The 16,821-nt window shown below is 72.9% G+C and carries 17 protein-coding genes; 14 read left to right on the forward strand and 3 right to left on the reverse strand.

All coding sequences use genetic code 11. The features are described from left to right. Positions 1–44: 44 nt before the first annotated feature. Positions 45–941, reverse strand: coding sequence for an AAA family ATPase (locus tag M2302_RS00510; RefSeq protein ID WP_280835988.1), 897 nt, complete (start codon positions 939–941; stop codon positions 45–47). Between the two features lie 274 nt (positions 942–1,215). Here M2302_RS00510 and rpmE point away from each other — a divergent pair, with 274 nt between their 5' ends. Together rpmE and prfA are read left to right on the forward strand one after the other, a co-directional pair. Further along, positions 1,216–1,440, forward strand: coding sequence for a 50S ribosomal protein L31 (gene rpmE, locus M2302_RS00515; RefSeq protein ID WP_280835989.1), 225 nt, complete (start codon positions 1,216–1,218; stop codon positions 1,438–1,440). A 100-nt stretch (positions 1,441–1,540) separates the two neighbouring features. Further along, on the forward strand, positions 1,541–2,629 hold the full coding sequence (gene prfA, locus M2302_RS00520) for a peptide chain release factor 1 (RefSeq protein ID WP_280835990.1): 1,089 nt from the start codon (positions 1,541–1,543) through the stop codon (positions 2,627–2,629). Positions 2,630–2,809: 180 nt separating this feature from the next. On the opposite strand, the gene M2302_RS00525 is transcribed toward prfA, so the two are convergent. Beyond that, positions 2,810–4,360, reverse strand: a complete 1,551-nt coding sequence (locus M2302_RS00525; protein WP_280835991.1) for a GGDEF domain-containing protein — start codon at positions 4,358–4,360, stop codon at positions 2,810–2,812. 74 nt (positions 4,361–4,434) lie between these two features. On the opposite strand from M2302_RS00525, the gene prmC reads away from it, so the two are divergent. The 4 genes from prmC to M2302_RS00545 all read left to right on the forward strand — a co-directional run bounded on the left by prmC (position 4,435) and on the right by M2302_RS00545 (position 8,905). After that, complete coding sequence (gene prmC / locus M2302_RS00530) at positions 4,435–5,382, forward strand: peptide chain release factor N(5)-glutamine methyltransferase (protein ID WP_280835992.1); 948 nt, start codon at positions 4,435–4,437, stop codon at positions 5,380–5,382. Further along, the gene (locus M2302_RS00535; protein WP_280836236.1) at positions 5,382–6,026 is read left to right on the forward strand and encodes an L-threonylcarbamoyladenylate synthase; all 645 of its coding nucleotides are present in this window, start codon (positions 5,382–5,384) and stop codon (positions 6,024–6,026) included. The genes prmC and M2302_RS00535 overlap by 1 nt, the downstream gene beginning before the upstream one ends. Further along, positions 6,027–6,638: a phosphotyrosine protein phosphatase gene (locus tag M2302_RS00540; RefSeq protein ID WP_280835993.1), complete on the forward strand. Its 612-nt coding sequence runs from the start codon at positions 6,027–6,029 to the stop codon at positions 6,636–6,638. Positions 6,639–6,787: 149 nt separating this feature from the next. Then, positions 6,788–8,905: a transglycosylase domain-containing protein gene (locus M2302_RS00545; protein ID WP_280835994.1), complete on the forward strand. Its 2,118-nt coding sequence runs from the start codon at positions 6,788–6,790 to the stop codon at positions 8,903–8,905. Between the two features lie 16 nt (positions 8,906–8,921). Here the strand turns inward: M2302_RS00545 and M2302_RS00550 are convergent, their stop codons facing one another. Further along, positions 8,922–10,388 (reverse strand): SDR family oxidoreductase, encoded by a 1,467-nt coding sequence (locus M2302_RS00550; RefSeq protein ID WP_280835995.1) that lies wholly within the window; start codon positions 10,386–10,388, stop codon positions 8,922–8,924. 35 nt (positions 10,389–10,423) lie between these two features. On the opposite strand from M2302_RS00550, the gene glyA reads away from it, so the two are divergent. From glyA to atpA, 8 genes are all read left to right on the forward strand, one after another. Then, positions 10,424–11,710 carry a serine hydroxymethyltransferase gene (gene glyA / locus M2302_RS00555; RefSeq protein WP_280835996.1) on the forward strand — a complete coding sequence of 429 codons (1,287 nt, stop codon included), beginning with the start codon at positions 10,424–10,426 and terminating at the stop codon, positions 11,708–11,710. Further along, positions 11,703–12,134 (forward strand): hypothetical protein, encoded by a 432-nt coding sequence (locus M2302_RS00560; protein WP_280835997.1) that lies wholly within the window; start codon positions 11,703–11,705, stop codon positions 12,132–12,134. The genes glyA and M2302_RS00560 overlap by 8 nt, the downstream gene beginning before the upstream one ends. Before the next feature lie 211 nt (positions 12,135–12,345). Beyond that, the gene (locus M2302_RS00565) at positions 12,346–12,582 is read left to right on the forward strand and encodes an AtpZ/AtpI family protein (RefSeq protein ID WP_179801599.1); all 237 of its coding nucleotides are present in this window, start codon (positions 12,346–12,348) and stop codon (positions 12,580–12,582) included. An 11-nt stretch (positions 12,583–12,593) separates the two neighbouring features. Next, positions 12,594–13,391, forward strand: a complete 798-nt coding sequence (gene atpB / locus M2302_RS00570) for a F0F1 ATP synthase subunit A (RefSeq protein WP_210776187.1) — start codon at positions 12,594–12,596, stop codon at positions 13,389–13,391. 67 nt (positions 13,392–13,458) lie between these two features. Then, positions 13,459–13,689, forward strand: coding sequence for an ATP synthase F0 subunit C (locus tag M2302_RS00575; protein WP_210776188.1), 231 nt, complete (start codon positions 13,459–13,461; stop codon positions 13,687–13,689). A gap of 27 nt (positions 13,690–13,716) precedes the next feature. Further along, positions 13,717–14,259 (forward strand): F0F1 ATP synthase subunit B, encoded by a 543-nt coding sequence (locus tag M2302_RS00580; protein ID WP_088960569.1) that lies wholly within the window; start codon positions 13,717–13,719, stop codon positions 14,257–14,259. After that, positions 14,259–15,080 carry a F0F1 ATP synthase subunit delta gene (locus M2302_RS00585; RefSeq protein WP_280835998.1) on the forward strand — a complete coding sequence of 274 codons (822 nt, stop codon included), beginning with the start codon at positions 14,259–14,261 and terminating at the stop codon, positions 15,078–15,080. Before M2302_RS00580 ends, M2302_RS00585 begins: the two co-directional genes overlap by 1 nt. An 85-nt stretch (positions 15,081–15,165) precedes the next feature. Continuing rightward, positions 15,166–16,818 carry a F0F1 ATP synthase subunit alpha gene (atpA, locus tag M2302_RS00590; protein WP_280835999.1) on the forward strand — a complete coding sequence of 551 codons (1,653 nt, stop codon included), beginning with the start codon at positions 15,166–15,168 and terminating at the stop codon, positions 16,816–16,818. The last annotated feature ends 3 nt before the right edge of the window (positions 16,819–16,821 follow it).

Genomic DNA, 16,821 nt, shown 5'->3' on the forward strand with positions numbered 1-16,821 from the left:
CCCGGTCGTCGGTCTCCTCGGCGAGGGCCGCCCGGCGGCGCGTCTCAGAAGTCGCCCTCGGCGACCTGGAAGACGGTCAGCCCGAGCGACCGCCACATCCGCACCACCTGCTGCCGGTCGTCGAAGACCCCGGCCACCCGGTAGCGGTCGCGCACCTCACGCTCGTAGATCTCCTGCTTCACCACGGCGTCCTTGCGGGAGTCGCCCACCGCGCGCAGGTGCAGACCGAGGTACGGCACCCGCACGTGCCGGTCCAGCCAGGCCACGGTGGCGGCGCGGGCGGTGGCGTCGCGTCCGGAGCAGAAGATCACCCCGTACCCGGCGGCGTGCATCGCCCGGACCGCCGCGATCACCGCCTCGTTGGGCTCGTCCTCGCCCACCCGGGTCATGTCGTACGGGCTGCGGGAGACGTTCAGCGCGACCGTGCCGTCGATGTCCACCAGCACGATCTCCGGCGGGCCGGCCGGGCTCGCGTCGACCGTGCCGGCCCGGCCGGTGCGGGCCGTCGGCACCGGCAGCGGCAGCTGCCGGTTGGCCAGGAAGCGGTCGTGCAGGCGACGGATGGCCGACTCGCCGACCCGGTCCGCCTCCGCCCGCACGGCGTCGCGGCGCAGGCACTCGTCCAGCGGTACGTCGGTGAAGTCGTGCACCTCGAAGTCCGCGTCGTACCGGGCGGCCAGGTCGGCCCAGTCCCGCAGGGTGCGCGAGCGCAGGTTGGTGTCGTCCACGCAGACGCTGACCCCGGCCCGCAGCAGCGCCTCCACCTGGGCCTGCTGGGCGAGCGTCACCTGGTACTCGGCCCGCTGGGTGAACAGCCGCTCACCGTGCAGCATCCGGCGCAGGTCGTCGCGGTTCACCCGGGCCACGGCCGGTTGCAGGGTACGGGCGAAACTGGTCTTGCCGGAGGCGGGCAGCCCGCGGGTGGCGATCAGTCGGGGCATCCTGCCCATCCCACTCGGGTCAGGGACGAATCGGGCACGATCCCACCGTACGCCGGGGGCGGGAATGCTGGTCCCCGGTGGCGGGAATGCGAGCAGGGAGGCGGGCGTTTCCACTGCCGGACCGATCGTGCGGCCCGCCTGCCGGGTCGGCTCACGCCCGTGGCACACTGGTCAATCGGCCACCGGTTCCGGTTCACGCCCGAGTCCGTCGCGCACCAGGCGACGGGGAGATCAGCGGCGACCCGGCGACCACCGACGAAAGGACCGAGGCGACATGAAGCCCAACATCCACCCGGAGTACGTGACCACCGAGGTCTCCTGCTCCTGCGGTAACACCTTCTCGACCCGCAGCACCGCCAAGGGCGGCTCGATCCACGTCGAGACCTGCAGCGCCTGCCACCCGTTCTACACCGGTAAGCAGCGCGTCCTCGACACCGCCGGCCGGGTCGCCAAGTTCCAGCAGAAGTACGCCAAGGTTCAGCCGAAGAAGGCCAAGTAGCTCCACCGACGACGCCCGTGTCCGGCTTCGGCCGGGCACGGGCGTTCGTCCGTTCCGCCCCCGGTTACGCCCGTCCGTCCGTCGAAGGAGCATCCCCCGCATGAGCAGCGAGCGCCTGGCTTCCCTCCTCGACGAGTACGCCGAGCTGGAGAAGCGGCTGGCCGACCCGGCCATCCACGCCGACCAGGGCACCGCCCGTCGGGTGGGCCGCCGGTACGCCGAGCTGGTCCCGCTGCACAAGGCCGCCGGTGAGCTGGAGCAGGCCCGCGCCGACCTGGCCGCGGCCCGGGAGCTGGCCGCCGAGGACCCGTCCTTCGCCGCGGAGGCGGAGTCGATCGCGGCGAGCCTGCCGGCACTGGAGGAGCGCCTGGCCGAGCTGCTGATCCCGCGCGACCCGCACGACGCCAAGGACGTGATCATCGAGATCAAGGCCGGCGAGGGTGGCGAGGAGTCCGCGCTCTTCGCCGGCGACCTGCTGCGGATGTACACCCGGTACGCCGAGCGGCACGGCTGGCTCACCGAGGTGATCGACGCGCAGGACTCCGACCTGGGCGGGGTCAAGGACGTCTCGCTGGCGATCAAGACCAAGGGCGTCCCGGAGGGCGGCAACGGCGTCTGGTCGCGGCTGAAGTGGGAGGGCGGCGTGCACCGGGTGCAGCGCGTGCCGGTCACCGAGTCCCAGGGGCGCATCCACACCAGCGCCGCCGGCGTGCTGGTGCTGCCCGAGGCCGAGGACGTCGACGTCACCATCGACCCCAACGAGCTGCGGATCGACGTGTTCCGCTCGTCCGGGCCGGGCGGCCAGTCGGTGAACACCACCGACTCGGCGGTCCGGATCACCCACCTGCCGACCGGCGTGGTGGTCTCCTGCCAGAACGAGAAGTCCCAGCTGCAGAACCGGGAGCAGGCGATGCGCATCCTGCGGGCCCGGCTGCTCGCCGTCGCCCAGGAGCAGGCCGACGCCGCCGCCTCCGACGCCCGCAGGGCGCAGGTGCGCACGGTGGACCGCTCGGAGCGGATCCGCACCTACAACTTCCCGCAGAACCGGATCACCGACCACCGGATCGGCTACACGGCGTACAACCTCGACCTGGCGCTCGCCGGCGACCTGGACGGCGTCCTGGACGCCCTCACCGAGGCCGACCGCGCCGCCCGCCTGGCCGGCGACCCCGAACTGACCCGCCGCTGACCCGACCTCCCCACCGGGCGCCCCACCCGCCCATCCACCACGCACTTTCAGAGAAAGCGTGGCTATTCCGCGCCGAATAGCCACGCTTTCTCTGAAAGAGGCCTCAAGCGCGCGGCGGGGGCGGCGCGAGCGGGGCGGGGCGCGCGGGCGCGGGGAGGGCGGCGCGGGGGGCGGGGCGGGTCAGGAGGCGCGGGGGCGGGTCTTGGCGCGGAGCATCTCGCGGTCGGCGATCTCGAAGGCGGTGCCGAGGGCGTCACGCAGGGCGCCGTGGGCGCCGTCGACCTCGGCGAAGCCGATGCTCACCCCGACCGGGGTGCCGGGCACCAGCGACTCCCAGTCCTCGGTGCGCACCGCCGCGTGGATCCGCCGGGCCACCTCGGCCGCCTCGGTCATCCCGGCCTCGGAGAGCACCACCACGAACTCGTCCCCGCCGTAGCGGGCCACGAAGTCGCCCCGGCGCATCACCCGGTTGATCACCCCGGCGATCCGTTGCAGGACCAGGTCTCCGGAGTGGTGGCCGTGGGTGGTGTTGACCGCCTTGAACCCGTCCAGGTCGCAGACGCCGATCACCACCCGCTCGCCGCGGGCGGTCACCGAGGCGATGTAGCGCTCCAGCCGGCGCCGGTTCGGCAGGCCGGTGAGCGGGTCGGTCAGCGCCTCGCCCTCGTACCGGGCGGCCTCGCGGCGCATCTCCTCGTGGTCGATCCGGGCGGCGATGCCGTCGATGTACACGTCGCGCAGCCGGTCGTTGCGCTGGGCGGCCAGCCGGAACGCCATCCGGTCGGCCCGGTGCGCCGCCACGTGGTCGCCGGCCCGGGCGTACGCGATGCTGCGCAGCCGGGACGGCTCGGCCGCGCCGAGCGTCTCGTTGGAGACCAGCGCGGTGTCCAGCCGGGTGATCGCCTCGATCGGCCGGCCGTCGGCGACGGCCAGGCAGACCTGCCCGAGCTGCCGCATGTCGCGGGCGCGGGCGCTGTCGCCGCCGTGGGCGAGCAGCCGGACCGGGTCGGTCTTGGTGCCGGTCTCCAGCGGGTCGCCGAGGGCGGCCCGGCGGGCCGCCGCGTAGCCGTACGCGGCCAGGCTGCTGGGGCGGATCCGCTCGCTCCGGCCGTCGCGGACGAACCGGTTCAGGTCGATGGCGATGTCCCGGAGCACCCGCAGGCAGCCGTCACTGTCGCCGTTGTGGTCCAGGGCGACCGCGTTGCGCAGCCGGATCCCCGGCGCGGCGAAGACCTCCTCGGGGAGCCCGGCGGCCAGCCCGTGCTGCCGGGCCCGCTCGATCGCGCCGAGCGCGTAGCCGTGGAAGCTGAGGTACGAGTAGGCCATCGCCAGGTCGTGCCAGCCCCAGGCGGTGTCCCGGTCCCGCTCCTCGGCCGCGCCCAGCGCCCGGGCGGCGCGCACCAGGTGGGTGACGCACCGGTCCAGCGCGCCCTGGTGGTGCGCGGCGAGCGCGGCCAGCGCGTTGAGGTGCCCGTGCAGGTACGGCTCGGGCAGGTCGCGGACGGCGGTGGACGCCTCCTCGATGGCCCCGGTGAACTCCGCCGTCCGACCGAGATTGATCAGCGCGCAGAGGCGCTGCACCAGCGCGTCGGCGCGGGTGTTCGGGTCGGTGGTGCTGCGCAGCACCGATTCGAGCAGGCCGCACGCCTCGGCGGACCGGCTCGCCTCCTGCAGGGCCCGGGCACGCCGGAGGGCGTCAACCTGGTCATCGACCCGGTCGAGCCATGCCACCTGCGAACCTCCTGTCGGTGTGCGTCCGGCCGCACCCGCTCGTGACGTGACCCGCGACGCTTCATGATTATGTCGTGACCTTCCTTCCGCGCCACCCCTCCGAAGGGACAGAACGCGAGCGACCCTCGCTCGCCGTGGCCCGCGCCACCCGTGCCCTGACCGCCGCCGGGGTGGAGTCGGCCCGTGCCGAGGCGGAACTGCTCGCCGCGTACGTGCTGGACGTGCCCCGGGGCCGGCTGGCGCTGGCGGACGGCTTCACCGCCGCCCAGCGGGAGCGGTTCGAGGCGCTGGTCGCCCGCCGGGCCGACCGGGTGCCGTTGCAGCATCTGACCGGCCGGGCCGGGTTCCGGCACCTGGAGCTGGCGGTCGGGCCGGGGGTCTTCGTGCCCCGGCCGGAGACCGAGCTGCTCGCCGGCTGGGGGATCGAGGTGGCCCGGACCCGGCCGGCGCCGCTGGTGGTGGACCTGTGCAGCGGCTCGGGGGCGATCGCGCTCGCGGTCGCCCAAGAGGTGCCGGCCGCCCGGGTGGTGGCCGTGGAGCGGTCGTCCGCCGCGCTGGAGTGGCTGCGGCGCAACGCCGCCGAGCGGGCCGCCGCCGGGGACCGGCCGATCGAGGTGGTCGCCGCCGACGTCACCGACCCGGAGCTGCTGGCCACGCTGGTCGGCGAGGTGGACGTGCTGCTCTGCAACCCGCCGTACGTGCCCCGGGCGGTGGCCGTACCGCCGGAGGTGGCCGGGCACGATCCGGACGAGGCGGTCTTCGGCGGGACGGACGGGTTGAGCGTGATCCGGCCGGTGCTGGCCCGCGCCGGGGACCTGCTGCGCCCCGGCGGCGCGCTGGGCGTGGAGCACGACGACACGCACGGGGCGGCGGTGCCGGCGCTGCTCGCCGCCGACGGCCGGTACGTCGACGTGACGGAGCACCGGGACCTGGCGGGACGGTCCCGCTTCGCCACCGCGTCCCGGCGGGCGGACGGCCCGCACGCCGGTGTGGCCCCGGCGTGGCAGACTGGCTCCTCGTGATGCTCTACGACTGTCGGTCGCCCGCCGACCGGGACCGCGGCATCGCCGCTGCCATCGAGGCGGTCAAGAACGGCGAGCTGGTCGTCCTGCCGACCGACACGGTCTACGGGATCGGCGCGGACGCCTTCACCCCGTACGCGGTCAAGGCCCTGGCGGACGCCAAGGGCGGCAGCCGGCAGGCGCCGCCGGTGCTGATCGGCTCCCGGCACACGCTGGACGGCCTGGTCTTCTCGCTGCCGCGCGCCGCGCGCGACCTGGTCGAGGCGTTCTGGCCCGGTGCGCTGACCATCGTGGTGGAGCACTCGCCGAGCCTGGCCTGGGACCTGGGCGACGCCACCGGCACGGTGGCGGTCCGGATGCCGCTGCACCCGGTGGCGCTGGAGGTGCTGCGGGAGACCGGCCCGATGGCGGTGGCCTCGGCGAACAAGGCGGGCCAGGCGGCCGCGCTGACCGCCGAGGAGGCCCGCGACCAGCTCGGCTACTCGGTGCGCGCCTACCTGGAGGCCGGGCCCTGCCCGGACCCGGTGCCGAGCACGATCGTCGACCTGACCGGCGAGCTGCCGCGGGTGCTCCGGCTGGGCGCGATCGGGCTGGACAAGCTCCGCGAGGTGGCGCCGGACATCCTCGACGAGCGGGGGGCCTGAGTGCCGCCGTTCACCGTCCTGCACGTGTGCATGGGCAACATCTGCCGCTCGCCGATGGCGGAGCGGCTGCTGGTGCTCGCGGTCCGGGAGCGGCTGGGCCGGCTCGGCGTCGACCCGACCCGCTCCGACGAGCTGCTGCACAGCCACAGCGCCGGCACCGGCGGCTGGCACGCCGGCGAGGAGATGAACCCGCCGGCGGCCCGGCAGGTGCTCTCGCGCGGCGGTGAGGTGGACGGCTTCGCCGCCCGCAAGCTGCGCTCGGATCTGATCGACGCCGCCGACCTGGTCCTCACCGCCACCGCCGACCAGCAGGAGTACGTGGTGGCGCTGCGTCCCGACGCCGCGGCCCGCACCTTCGTGCTCGGCGAGTTCGGTCGGCTGCTCGGGCTGGTGGACGCCGCCGCCCTGCCGCCCGCGGAGGCCACCGGCGAGGCGGTGTACGCCCGGGGCGTGGCCCTGGTGGCGGCCGCCGACGCGGCCCGGCAGGGCGCCTCCGCGCTGCACTCCGACGACCTGGACGACCCGTGGGGCCGGGGCGACCAGTGCTTCAGCCGGGTGGCCGACGAGATCGAGGAGACCGTGCACCCGCTCACCGCGGCGCTGCTGCCCTGACCCCCCGCCCGGGTGAACCGGGCGGCGTGTCCGGTGCTCCGCGCCGCGTCCCGCTCGCGAATTTCCTCCGGGTTTCGCGAAATATGAGGGCGGAAGGGGCATACCGGGTCATTCTGGACTGGTCCTGACGGCTCCTGCGGGGAGTACTGATGATCCGGGCCCATCTCGACAAGTTGTTCACCGTGGTGATCGCCGGCGTGCTCGCCGGGCTGGTGCTGGCGGCGGCGGCCCTCCCGGTCGCCCTGGTGCTCGGGCTGGGCTTCGGCGCGCTCTCCGCGCCCTACTCCGAGCTGCCGTCGAGCCTGCGCACGCCACCCACCGCGCAACGGTCGAACCTGTACGCCAACGACGGCCGCACCCTGATCACCTCGTTCTACACCGAGGACCGCGTCGAGGTGCCGCTGGACAAGGTGGCGCCGGTGATGCGCCAGGCCATCGTGGCCGCCGAGGACACCCGCTTCTACCAGCACCGGGGCGTCGACCTGCGCGGCGTGGTCCGGGCCTTCACGATCAACCGGCGCGACGGCACGACCCGGCAGGGCGCCTCCACACTGACCATGCAGTACGTGCGCAACGTGCTGGCCAGCGATCCCCGGCTGACCCGGGAGCAGCGCACCGCGGCCACCGAGATCACCGCCGCCCGCAAGCTGCGGGAGATGCGGTACGCCCTGTCGCTGGAGCGCGAGCTGGACAAGGACGAGATCCTCCGGCGCTACCTCAACATCGCCTACTTCGGCGCCGGGGCGTACGGCATCGCGGCCGCCAGCAAGCGCTACTTCTCCACCTCGCCGGCGAACCTCACGCTGCCCCAGGCGGCCCTGCTCGCCGGTCTGGTCCGCTCGCCGGACACCGACGACCCGATCAACGGCGACGCCGACGCGGCGCTGCGCCGCAAGGCGTACGTGCTGGACCGGCTCGTCGACGCGGGGCAGGTGTCGACGGCCGAGGCGGCGCAGGCGAAGACCGGCCCGTTGTCACTGCGCCCCAGCCAGACCCCGAACGACTGCACCGCGGTGCCGCGGGAGCAGGGCGACTGGGGCTTCTTCTGCGACTGGTTCACCCAGTGGTGGAACGCCCAGCCGGCCTTCGGCGCGTCCGCCGCCGAGCGGCAGGACACCCTGCGTCGGGGTGGCTTCCGGATCGTCTCGTCGCTGGACCCGGCCGTGCAGCGGGCCACCCTGCGGCAGGCGCTGGACATCTACCCCGTCACCGACCGGCGGGCCGTGCCGACCGCGGTGGTCCAGCCCGGCACCGGCCGGGTGCTGGCGATGGCGGTGAACCGGAACTACAGCGTGGCCGACAACCCCGGCGGCCAGAAGAACCACCCGAACACCGTCAACCAGCTCGTCGCCGGTGGCGGCGGCATCGAGGGCTACCAGGGCGGCTCGACCTTCAAGCTCTTCACCATGCTGGCCGCCCTGGAGTCCGGGCTGCCGCTGGACACCGGCTTCGACGCCCCGACCCGGATCGTCACCCGGTTCCCGGTCGACGCGGGACGGGCCAGCTGCGGCGGCAACTGGTGCCCGGTCAACGCCACGCCGGACTGGATGGACGGGCGGCACACCATGTGGACCGCCTTCGGCCGCTCGGTGAACACCTACTTCGCCTGGCTGATCGAGCGGGTCGGCGCGGACAAGGTGGTGGAGATGGCCGAGCGGCTGGGCATCGGGTTCCGGGCCGAGGACGACGCCCGGCTGGCCCGCTCCGGCGCGCGGAACTGGGGCTCGTTCACCCTCGGGGTCTCCTCGACCACCCCGCTCGACCTGGCCAACGCGTACGCCACGGTCGCCGCCGAGGGGACCTGGTGCGCGCCGCTGCCGGTGGTGTCGATCACCGACAACGCCGGGCACGAGGTGGCCGCCGGCCGCCCGGACTGCCGGCAGGTGGTCGACACCGACGTGGCCCGGGCGGCGGTGGACGCGGCCCGCTGCCCGGTCGGCGACCAGACCATGTACCAGCGTTGTAACGGCGGCACCGCGGAGCGGCTCCGGCCGCTGCTGGGTCGCCCGGTGGCCGGCAAGACCGGCAGCTCGGAGGGGTACGAGAGCGAGTCGGTGGTCGCGTTCACCCCGCAGCTCGCGATCGCCTCGATGGCGGCGAACCCGGACGACCCGCGGGACGCGGTCGGCAAGGCGGTGCAGGCCCGGATGGTGGACGCGGTGGGCCGGGTGCTCCTCACCGCGCTCAAGGACCAGCCCGTCCGCGACTTCGTCCCGCCCAGCGCGGCGGTCACCTACCGCCAGACCGGCCCCCGCGACGGCAACTGACCCGCGCCGGACCGGGTCAGCCGGTGGCGTGCTCGGCGCCCCGGGCGATGTTGCGGGCCATCCCGCCGAAGACGATGGCGTGGAAGGGGGCGACCGAGCCCCAGTAGGCGTGCCCGGCCAGGCCGCGGGGGAGGAAGACGGCGCGCTGCACGTAGCGGCTGCGGCCGTCGGTGGTGGGCTCGACGCGCATCTCCAGCCAGGCCCGGCCGGGCAGCCGCATCTCGGCGCGCAGCCGCAGCAGCTCGCCCGGCACGATCTCCTCGACCCGCCAGAAGTCCAGCGCCTCGCCGACCTGGAGCCGGTGCGGGTCCCGCCGGCCGCGGCGCAGCCCGACCCCGCCGATCAGCCGGTCCAGCCAGCCCCGCACCGACCAGGCCAGCGGGAACGAGTACCAGCCGTGCTCGCCGCCGACCCCCTCGATCACCCGCCACAGCGCGCTGGTCGGGGCGGCCACGTCGCATGTCCGGACGTCGGTGTAGACCGTGCCGCCGGACCACTTCGGGTCGCTGGGCAGCGGCTCGGCCGGCGCGTCCGGGCCGCTCGCGGTGGACCAGCGGGTCTCCACCTCGGCGTCGCGCACCTTGGCCAGCGCCAGCGTCACGGCCTCGTCGAAGCCGGTCAGCCCGCCTGGCGGGTCGGGGATGAACCGGGCGATGTCGTGCTCGTGCGCCACCGCCTCGTGGACCAGGCTCTCCACCAGCGGCCGGGCGATCTTGTTGGGCACCGGGGTGACCAGCCCGACCCAGTACGAGGAGAGCGACGGCGTCAGCGGCCGCACCCGCAGGATCACCCGGCGGCGCAGCCCCGCCACCCGGGCGTACCGCTGCATCATCTGCTCGAAGGTGAGCACGTCCGGGCCGGCGATGTCGAAGGCCCGGTCCACCTCTGGCGGCAGCGTCGCGGCGCCGACCAGGTAGCGCAGCACGTCGCGGACCGCGATCGGCTGGATCCGGTTGCGCACCCAGCGCGGGGTGACCATCCCCGGCAGCCGCTCGGTCAGATAGCGCAGCATCTCGAACGAGGCCGAGCCGGACCCGATGATCACGGCGGCCCGCAGCACCACCGTCGGCACGCCGCTGGCGAGCAGGATCCGCGCCACCTCCGCCCGGGAGCGCAGGTGCGGCGAGGGGACCCCGCCGTCCTGCTTCGGCTCCGGGCCGCCCAGGTAGACGATCCGGCGTACGCCGGATCGGGCGGCCGCCGCGGCGAAGTGGGTCGCCGCCTCCCGGTCGGCCGCCTCGAAGCCGGCCTGCCCGAGCGAGTGCACCAGGTAGTACGCGACGTCGACGCCCTCGAACGCGGCGGGCAGCGTCTCCGGCCGGCGCAGGTCGCCCTCGACCACCTCGGCCCGCGCCGCCCAGGGCACGTCGCGCAGCCGCCCGGCCTTGCGGGCCAGGCAGCGCACCTCGTACCCCTCGGCGAGCAGCCGGGGGGCGAGCCGTCCGCCGATGTAACCCGTGGCTCCGGTGACCAGGCATCTCACGGTTTCCAGTGTGCGGCCCCATAGACTCCTTCGCTGTGGAGAACGCGAGCACCTTCTGGGGGCCGGACTTCCAGCAGCTCAGTACCGTCGACCCGGAGATCGCCGGGGTGGTGCTGGGCGAACTGGAACGGTTGCGCGGCGGCCTGCAACTGATCGCCAGCGAGAACCTGACCTCCCCGGCGGTGCTCGCGGCGCTCGGCTCGACGCTGACCAACAAGTACGCCGAGGGCTACCCCGGCCGGCGCTACTACGGCGGCTGCGGCGAGGTCGACCGGGCCGAGGAGATCGGCATCGCCCGGGCGAAGGAGCTCTTCGACGCCGAGCACGCCAACCTCCAGCCGCACTCCGGGGCCAGCGCCAACCTCGCCGCGTACGCCGCCCTGGTGCAACCCGGCGACACGGTGCTGGCGATGGACCTGCCGCACGGCGGGCACCTCACCCACGGCAGCCGGGTCAACTTCTCCGGCAAGTGGTTCCATCCGGTCGGCTACACGGTCCGGCCGGACACCGAGCTGATCGACTACGACGAGGTCCGCGACCTCGCCCTGGCGCACCGGCCCAAAATGATCATCTGTGGCGCGACCGCCTATCCCCGGCTGATCGACTTCGCCCGGTTCCGGGAGATCGCCGACGAGGTCGGCGCGTACCTGATGGTGGACGCCGCGCACTTCATCGGGCTGGTCGCCGGCCGGGCCATCCCGTCGCCGGTGCCGTACGCCGACGTCGTCTGCTTCACCACCCACAAGGTGCTGCGCGGCCCGCGCGGCGGCATGATCCTCTGCCGGGAGTCGCTGGCTGCCCGGATCGACAAGGCGGTCTTCCCGTTCACCCAGGGCGGCCCGCTGATGCACGCCGTCGCGGCCAAGGCGGTCGCGCTGCGCGAGGCCGCGCAGCCCGAGTTCCGGGCGTACGCCGGGCAGGTGGTGCAGAACGCCGAGGCGCTCGCCGCCGGGCTGGCCGCCGAGGGGATGCGCCCGGTCTCCGGCGGTACCGACACCCACCTGGCCCTGATCGACCTGCGCGAGACCGGGGTGACCGGCGCGGAGGCCGAGGCCCGCTGCGACGCCGCGACCATCACCCTGAACAAGAACGCGATCCCGTACGACCCGCAGAAGCCGATGGTGGCCTCCGGCATCCGGGTCGGCACGCCGAGCGTCACCACCCAGGGCATGGGCGTCCCGGAGATGCGCCAGGTCGCCTCGCTGATCGCCCGCGCCGTACGCACCGACCCGGCCGCACCCGGGGGCACGGACACGCTCGCCGGGATCGCCGGCGAGGTCGCCGAGCTGGCCGCCGCCTTCCCGGCGTACCCCCGTGGCTGAGCCCGGGGTGCGCGCGGCGGAGGTGGCCGCGGACCGGCGCTGGCGGCTGCGCCACCTGCCGGTGCTGCTGATCGCCTCGGTGCTGCTGGGTGCGGTGGCCGCCCTGGTGGGCGGGGTGGTCGGCGGTGGCGACGCGGCGCTGGGCGCGGCGGCCGGGGTGGCGGTGACGGCGGCGAGCTACACGCTGACCACCGTGGTGCTGGCCTGGGCAGACGCGGTCAACCCGCAGCTGGTGCTCCCGTTCGGGCTCGGCCTGTACGCCGCCAAGTTCACCCTGCTGGGTGTCGTGATGGTGGCCGTGGCGTCGACCGGCTGGGACGGGCTGCTCCCGCTCTGCCTCGGCATCGCGGCGGGCGTGGCGGTCTGGACCGGGGTGCACATCTGGTGGCTGACCAGGGTGCACCGACGCGGGGTCGCCGGCTGACCGGTCTGGCGCACACCGAGCGTGGTGGATCTGTAGCGCCGTCCCACCTGGCGGGCGACGCGCGCGTCTGTCCACCTTCGGTCATTTTCTGGCCGGCCGAAGGGGAGTAGCGTGCCTCCAGACGACGCGCCCGCCAAAGGCCCACACAACGACGGTTGTGCGGGGGGTGAGGCACAGCCTCGTCTTCCCGGCTGATATCGTTCGCCCCGTCATGGCTGATGACCAAACCCCCCGATCCAGCGGCGGCTCAGGCGACGTTCCGTCCGGTGCCGGCCAGGGTTGGACCGCGCTCGGATACCTCATCACGGGCATGGTCTTCTGGGGTTTCATCGGCTGGCTGGTCGACCAGTGGCTCGACACCGGGGGCATCGCCACCGGGATCGGCGTCGTGCTCGGCATGGCCGGGGGAATCGTCCTGGTCGTCCGCCGACTCGGCACGCCTACTTAGGAAGGGACGCGGTGTTCGGACAGGCGAACGTCCTGGCAGCGGGCCAGGCGGCATTCCCACCCAGTGTGGAGGACTTCTACCTGCCCAGCATCCTGCCCTGGGGTGCGCACGACTCGTACTGGTTCACCAAGATCACGGCGATGGTCTGGATCGCGGTCGGCGTCCTGATCATCTTCTTCCTGGCCAGCTACCGGAAGCCGCAGCTGGTCCCGACGAAGAAGCAGTGGTTCGCCGAGTCGATCTACGGCTTCGTGCGGAACAACATCGCGGTCGACATGATCGGGCACGCGGGGGTGCGGTTCGCGCCGTACTTCACCACGCTGTTCTGCTTCATCCTGCTGACCAACTTCTTCGCGATCCTGCCGGGCTTCCAGATCTCGCCGAACTCGCACATCGCCTTCCCGGCGATCCTCGCGGTGATCAGCTACGTGCTCTTCATCTACGCCGGCATCAAGCACCACGGCGCCGGCAAGTTCATCAAGAACTCCCTGATCCCGCCGGCGCCCTGGTACATCCTGCCGCTGCTGATCCCGATCGAGTTCTTCTCGACCTTCCTCGTCCGGCCGTTCTCGCTGGCCGTCCGTCTCTTCGCGAACATGTTCGCCGGCCACATGCTCCTGCTGGTCTTCACGCTCGGCGGCTTCGCGATGCTCAGCGCCAACACCTGGCTGGCCCCGGTCTCGGTGCTGTCCTGGGTGATGACCATCGCGCTCACCTTCCTCGAGTTCCTGGTGATCGTCCTGCAGGCCTACGTCTTCACGGTGCTGACCGCCAGCTACGTGCAGGGCGCGCTCGCCGAAGAGCACTGATCCACTTCGCACCAACAGTTGTCGTCCCGCGTGACCGTCACGCGTGATAACCAGGAGGAACCCACTAATGGACGTCTACGCCGCGGTAGAGGGCAGCACCGCCGCCATCGGCTACGGTCTCGCGGCCATCGGCCCGGGCATCGGTGTCGGCCTGGTCTTCGCCGCCTACATCCAGTCGACCGCCCGCCAGCCGGAGTCGTCGCGGATGACCCTGCCGTACGTCTGGATCGGCTTCGCCGTCATCGAGGCGCTCGCGCTGCTGGGTATCGCCTTCGGCTTCATCTGGGCTGGCGCCTGATCCACCCCTGTTGACCGGGAGGTAACCATGTACCACCTGCTCGCCGCCGAAGGTGGTGAAACGGCCCACAACCCGATCGTCCCGCTGTGGCAGGAGCTCGTGGTCGGGACGGTCGCCTTTGCCGTGCTCTGCTTCGTGCTGATGAAGTTCGTCTTCCCCCGCATGGAGCAGACGTTCCAGGCGCGGGTCGACGCGATCGAGGGTGGCATCAAGCGCGCCGAGGCCGCTCAGGCCGAGGCCAACCAGCTCCTCGAGCAGTACCGCGCGCAGCTCGCCGAGGCGCGCACCGACGCCGCCAAGATCCGGGACGACGCCCGGGCCGACGCCGAGGGCATCCGCCAGGACATCCTCGCCAAGGCGCGGGAGGAGTCCGACCGGATCATCGCGGCGGGCAAGGAGCAGCTCGCCGCCGAGCGGGCCACCATCGTGCGCGAGCTGCGCACGGAGGTCGGCACGATCGCGGTCGACCTGGCCAGCAAGATCGTCGGTGAGTCGCTCGCCGACGAGGCTCGTCGCAAGGGCACCGTCGACCGGTTCCTGAGCGGTCTCGAGAGCGCGGGGGCCCGCTGATGCAGGCCGCCAGCCGGGAGTCGTACAAGGTCGCGGCGGAGCACCTCGACGCGTACGCGCGCAGTGCCGACCCGGTCGCGGTGGCCCACACCGCGAACGACCTGCTCGCCGTCGCCGCCCTGCTCCGGCGGGAGACTCGGCTGCGGCGGGCGCTCTCGGACTCCGCCCGGTCCGCCGCGGACCGCGCCGGTCTGCTCGGCGAGATGCTGCGGGGCAAGATCAGCGAGGGCGCGCTCGACCTGCTCGCCGCGCTGGTCTCCGGCCGTTGGTCGGCGCCGTCGGAACTGCTCGACGGCGCCGAGCGGCTCGGCGTGGAGGCCGTGCTGGCCAGCGTCGATGCCGCGGGCGACCTGGGCGAGGTCGAGGACGAGCTGTTCCGTTTCGGGCAGGTCGTCGCCGGCCAGCCCGGGCTCAGCGCGGTGCTGTCGAACCCGGTGGCCCCGGTAGACCAGCGGGGTGTCCTGGTCGGCGAGCTGCTGGCCGGCAAGGCCAAGCTGGCCACCGTCCGCCTCATCGAGGTGGCGCTGGCCGGCTTCGGGGGGCGTTCCTTCACCGGATCGCTCACCCGGCTGGTCGAGCTGGCCGCCGAACGGCGGGACCGCCAGGTGGCGTACGTCACCGTGGCAGCCCCATTGACTGACGAGGAGGAGCGACGCCTGGGTGCCCGCCTCTCCGCGATGTACGGTCGAGAGGTTTCCGTCAAGCAGACGGTCGACCCGGAGGTGCTCGGTGGGGTGAGCGTGCAGGTCGGCTCCGACCTGTACGACGGCACCGTCCTGCGCCGCCTCAACGAGACCCGCAACGCGCTCGCGAAGCGCTGACCAGCGTCTCCGCAGCCCTGATCGACGCCATTCGGACCGGTCGGTACTAGGTATCCCGGGACCCTGATACTTAAGGAAGCAGAGGATGGCCGAGCTGACCATCTCGACGGAGGAGATCCGCGGCGCCCTGGAGCGCTACGTCTCCTCCTACACGGCCGACGTCTCCCGCGAGGAGGTCGGCACCGTCGCCGACACCGGTGACGGCATCGCCCACGTCGAGGGCCTGCCCTCGACCATGACCAACGAGCTCCTGGAGTTCGAGGACGGCACGCTCGGCGTGGCGTTGAACCTCGACGTCCGGGAGATCGGTGTCGTCGTTCTCGGTGACTCCGCCAAGCTGGAGGAGGGGCAGCGCGTCAAGCGCACCGAACGGGTGCTCTCCGTCCCGGTCGGCGACGCCTTCCTCGGCCGCGTGGTCAACGCGCTCGGCCAGCCGATCGACGGGCTCGGCGACATCGCCAACGAGGGCTACCGCGAGCTGGAGCTCCAGGCCCCGAACGTGATGTCCCGGCAGTCCGTCGACGAGCCGCTGCAGACCGGCATCAAGGCGATCGACGCCATGACCCCGGTCGGTCGGGGCCAGCGGCAGCTGATCATCGGTGACCGGAAGACCGGCAAGACCACGGTCGCCCTGGACACCATCCTCAACCAGCGGGACAACTGGCGCTCCGGCGACCCGAAGAAGCAGGTCCGCTGCATCTACGTCGCCATCGGCCAGAAGGCCTCCACGATCGCCTCGATCAAGGGCATCCTGGAGGAGGCGGGCGCGATGGAGTACACCACCATCGTGGCGTCCCCGGCCTCCGACCCGGCCGGCTTCAAGTACCTGGCCCCCTACACCGGCTCGTCCATCGGGCAGCACTGGATGTACGGCGGCAAGCACGTCCTGATCGTCTTCGACGACCTGAGCAAGCAGGCCGAGGCGTACCGGGCCGTGTCGCTGCTGCTGCGTCGCCCGCCGGGCCGCGAGGCGTACCCGGGTGACGTCTTCTACCTGCACTCGCGCCTGCTGGAGCGCTGCGCGAAGCTCTCCGACGAGCTGGGTGGCGGCTCGATGACCGGCCTGCCGATCATCGAGACGAAGGCCAACGACATCTCGGCCTTCATCCCGACCAACGTCATCTCGATCACCGACGGCCAGATCTTCCTCGAGACCGACCTGTTCAACCAGGGCGTCCGGCCGGCCATCAACGTCGGCACCTCGGTCTCCCGGGTCGGTGGCGCCGCGCAGGTCAAGCCGATGAAGAAGGTCGCCGGCTCGCTGCGGCTCAACCTGGCCCAGTTCCGCGAGCTGGAGGCGTTCGCCGCCTTCGCCTCCGACCTGGACAAGGCCTCCCGCGCCCAGTTGGAGCGCGGTTCCCGCCTGGTCGAGCTGCTCAAGCAGCCGAACTACTCGCCGTACCCGGTGCAGGAGCAGGTCGTCTCGGTCTGGGCCGGCACCGAGGGCAAGCTGGACGACATCCCGGTCGGCGAGGTGCGTCGCTTCGAGTCCGAGTTCCTCCAGTACCTGCGGCACAAGCACGAGGGTGTGCTGGCGGCGATCGCGGACAACAAGTGGGGCGACGACATCATCGGCTCGCTGGAGTCGGCCATCACCGAGTTCAAGCAGGTCTTCCTGGGCAAGGAGGACGAGCGTCGGATCAACGAGGCCCCGGCCGCGCCGCTCCAGGGCGAGGAGAACCGCGAGACGGTGACCCGCTTCCGGGACGGCTCGACCGACCGCCCGGCAGAGAGCTGATCC

The sequence above is a fragment of the Micromonospora sp. A200 genome (genome assembly GCF_029893845.1).
GTDB classification, from domain to species: domain Bacteria; phylum Actinomycetota; class Actinomycetes; order Mycobacteriales; family Micromonosporaceae; genus Micromonospora; species Micromonospora purpureochromogenes.

Excerpts from the sequence above, each read along its gene's own strand:
- M2302_RS00535 (WP_280836236.1), top strand. The coding sequence starts at position 5,382 with ATGCTCTACGACTGTCGGTCGCCCGCCGACCGGGACCGCGGCATCGCC.
- M2302_RS00565 (WP_179801599.1), top strand. The coding sequence starts at position 12,346 with ATGGCTGATGACCAAACCCCCCGATCCAGCGGCGGCTCAGGCGACGTT.
- M2302_RS00575 (WP_210776188.1), top strand. The coding sequence starts at position 13,459 with ATGGACGTCTACGCCGCGGTAGAGGGCAGCACCGCCGCCATCGGCTAC.
- M2302_RS00545 (WP_280835994.1), top strand. The coding sequence starts at position 6,788 with ATGATCCGGGCCCATCTCGACAAGTTGTTCACCGTGGTGATCGCCGGC.
- M2302_RS00510 (WP_280835988.1), bottom strand. The coding sequence starts at position 941 with ATGCCCCGACTGATCGCCACCCGCGGGCTGCCCGCCTCCGGCAAGACC.
- prfA (WP_280835990.1), top strand. The coding sequence starts at position 1,541 with ATGAGCAGCGAGCGCCTGGCTTCCCTCCTCGACGAGTACGCCGAGCTG.
- atpA (WP_280835999.1), top strand. The coding sequence starts at position 15,166 with ATGGCCGAGCTGACCATCTCGACGGAGGAGATCCGCGGCGCCCTGGAG.
- M2302_RS00585 (WP_280835998.1), top strand. The coding sequence starts at position 14,259 with ATGCAGGCCGCCAGCCGGGAGTCGTACAAGGTCGCGGCGGAGCACCTC.
- rpmE (WP_280835989.1), top strand. The coding sequence starts at position 1,216 with ATGAAGCCCAACATCCACCCGGAGTACGTGACCACCGAGGTCTCCTGC.
- M2302_RS00580 (WP_088960569.1), top strand. The coding sequence starts at position 13,717 with ATGTACCACCTGCTCGCCGCCGAAGGTGGTGAAACGGCCCACAACCCG.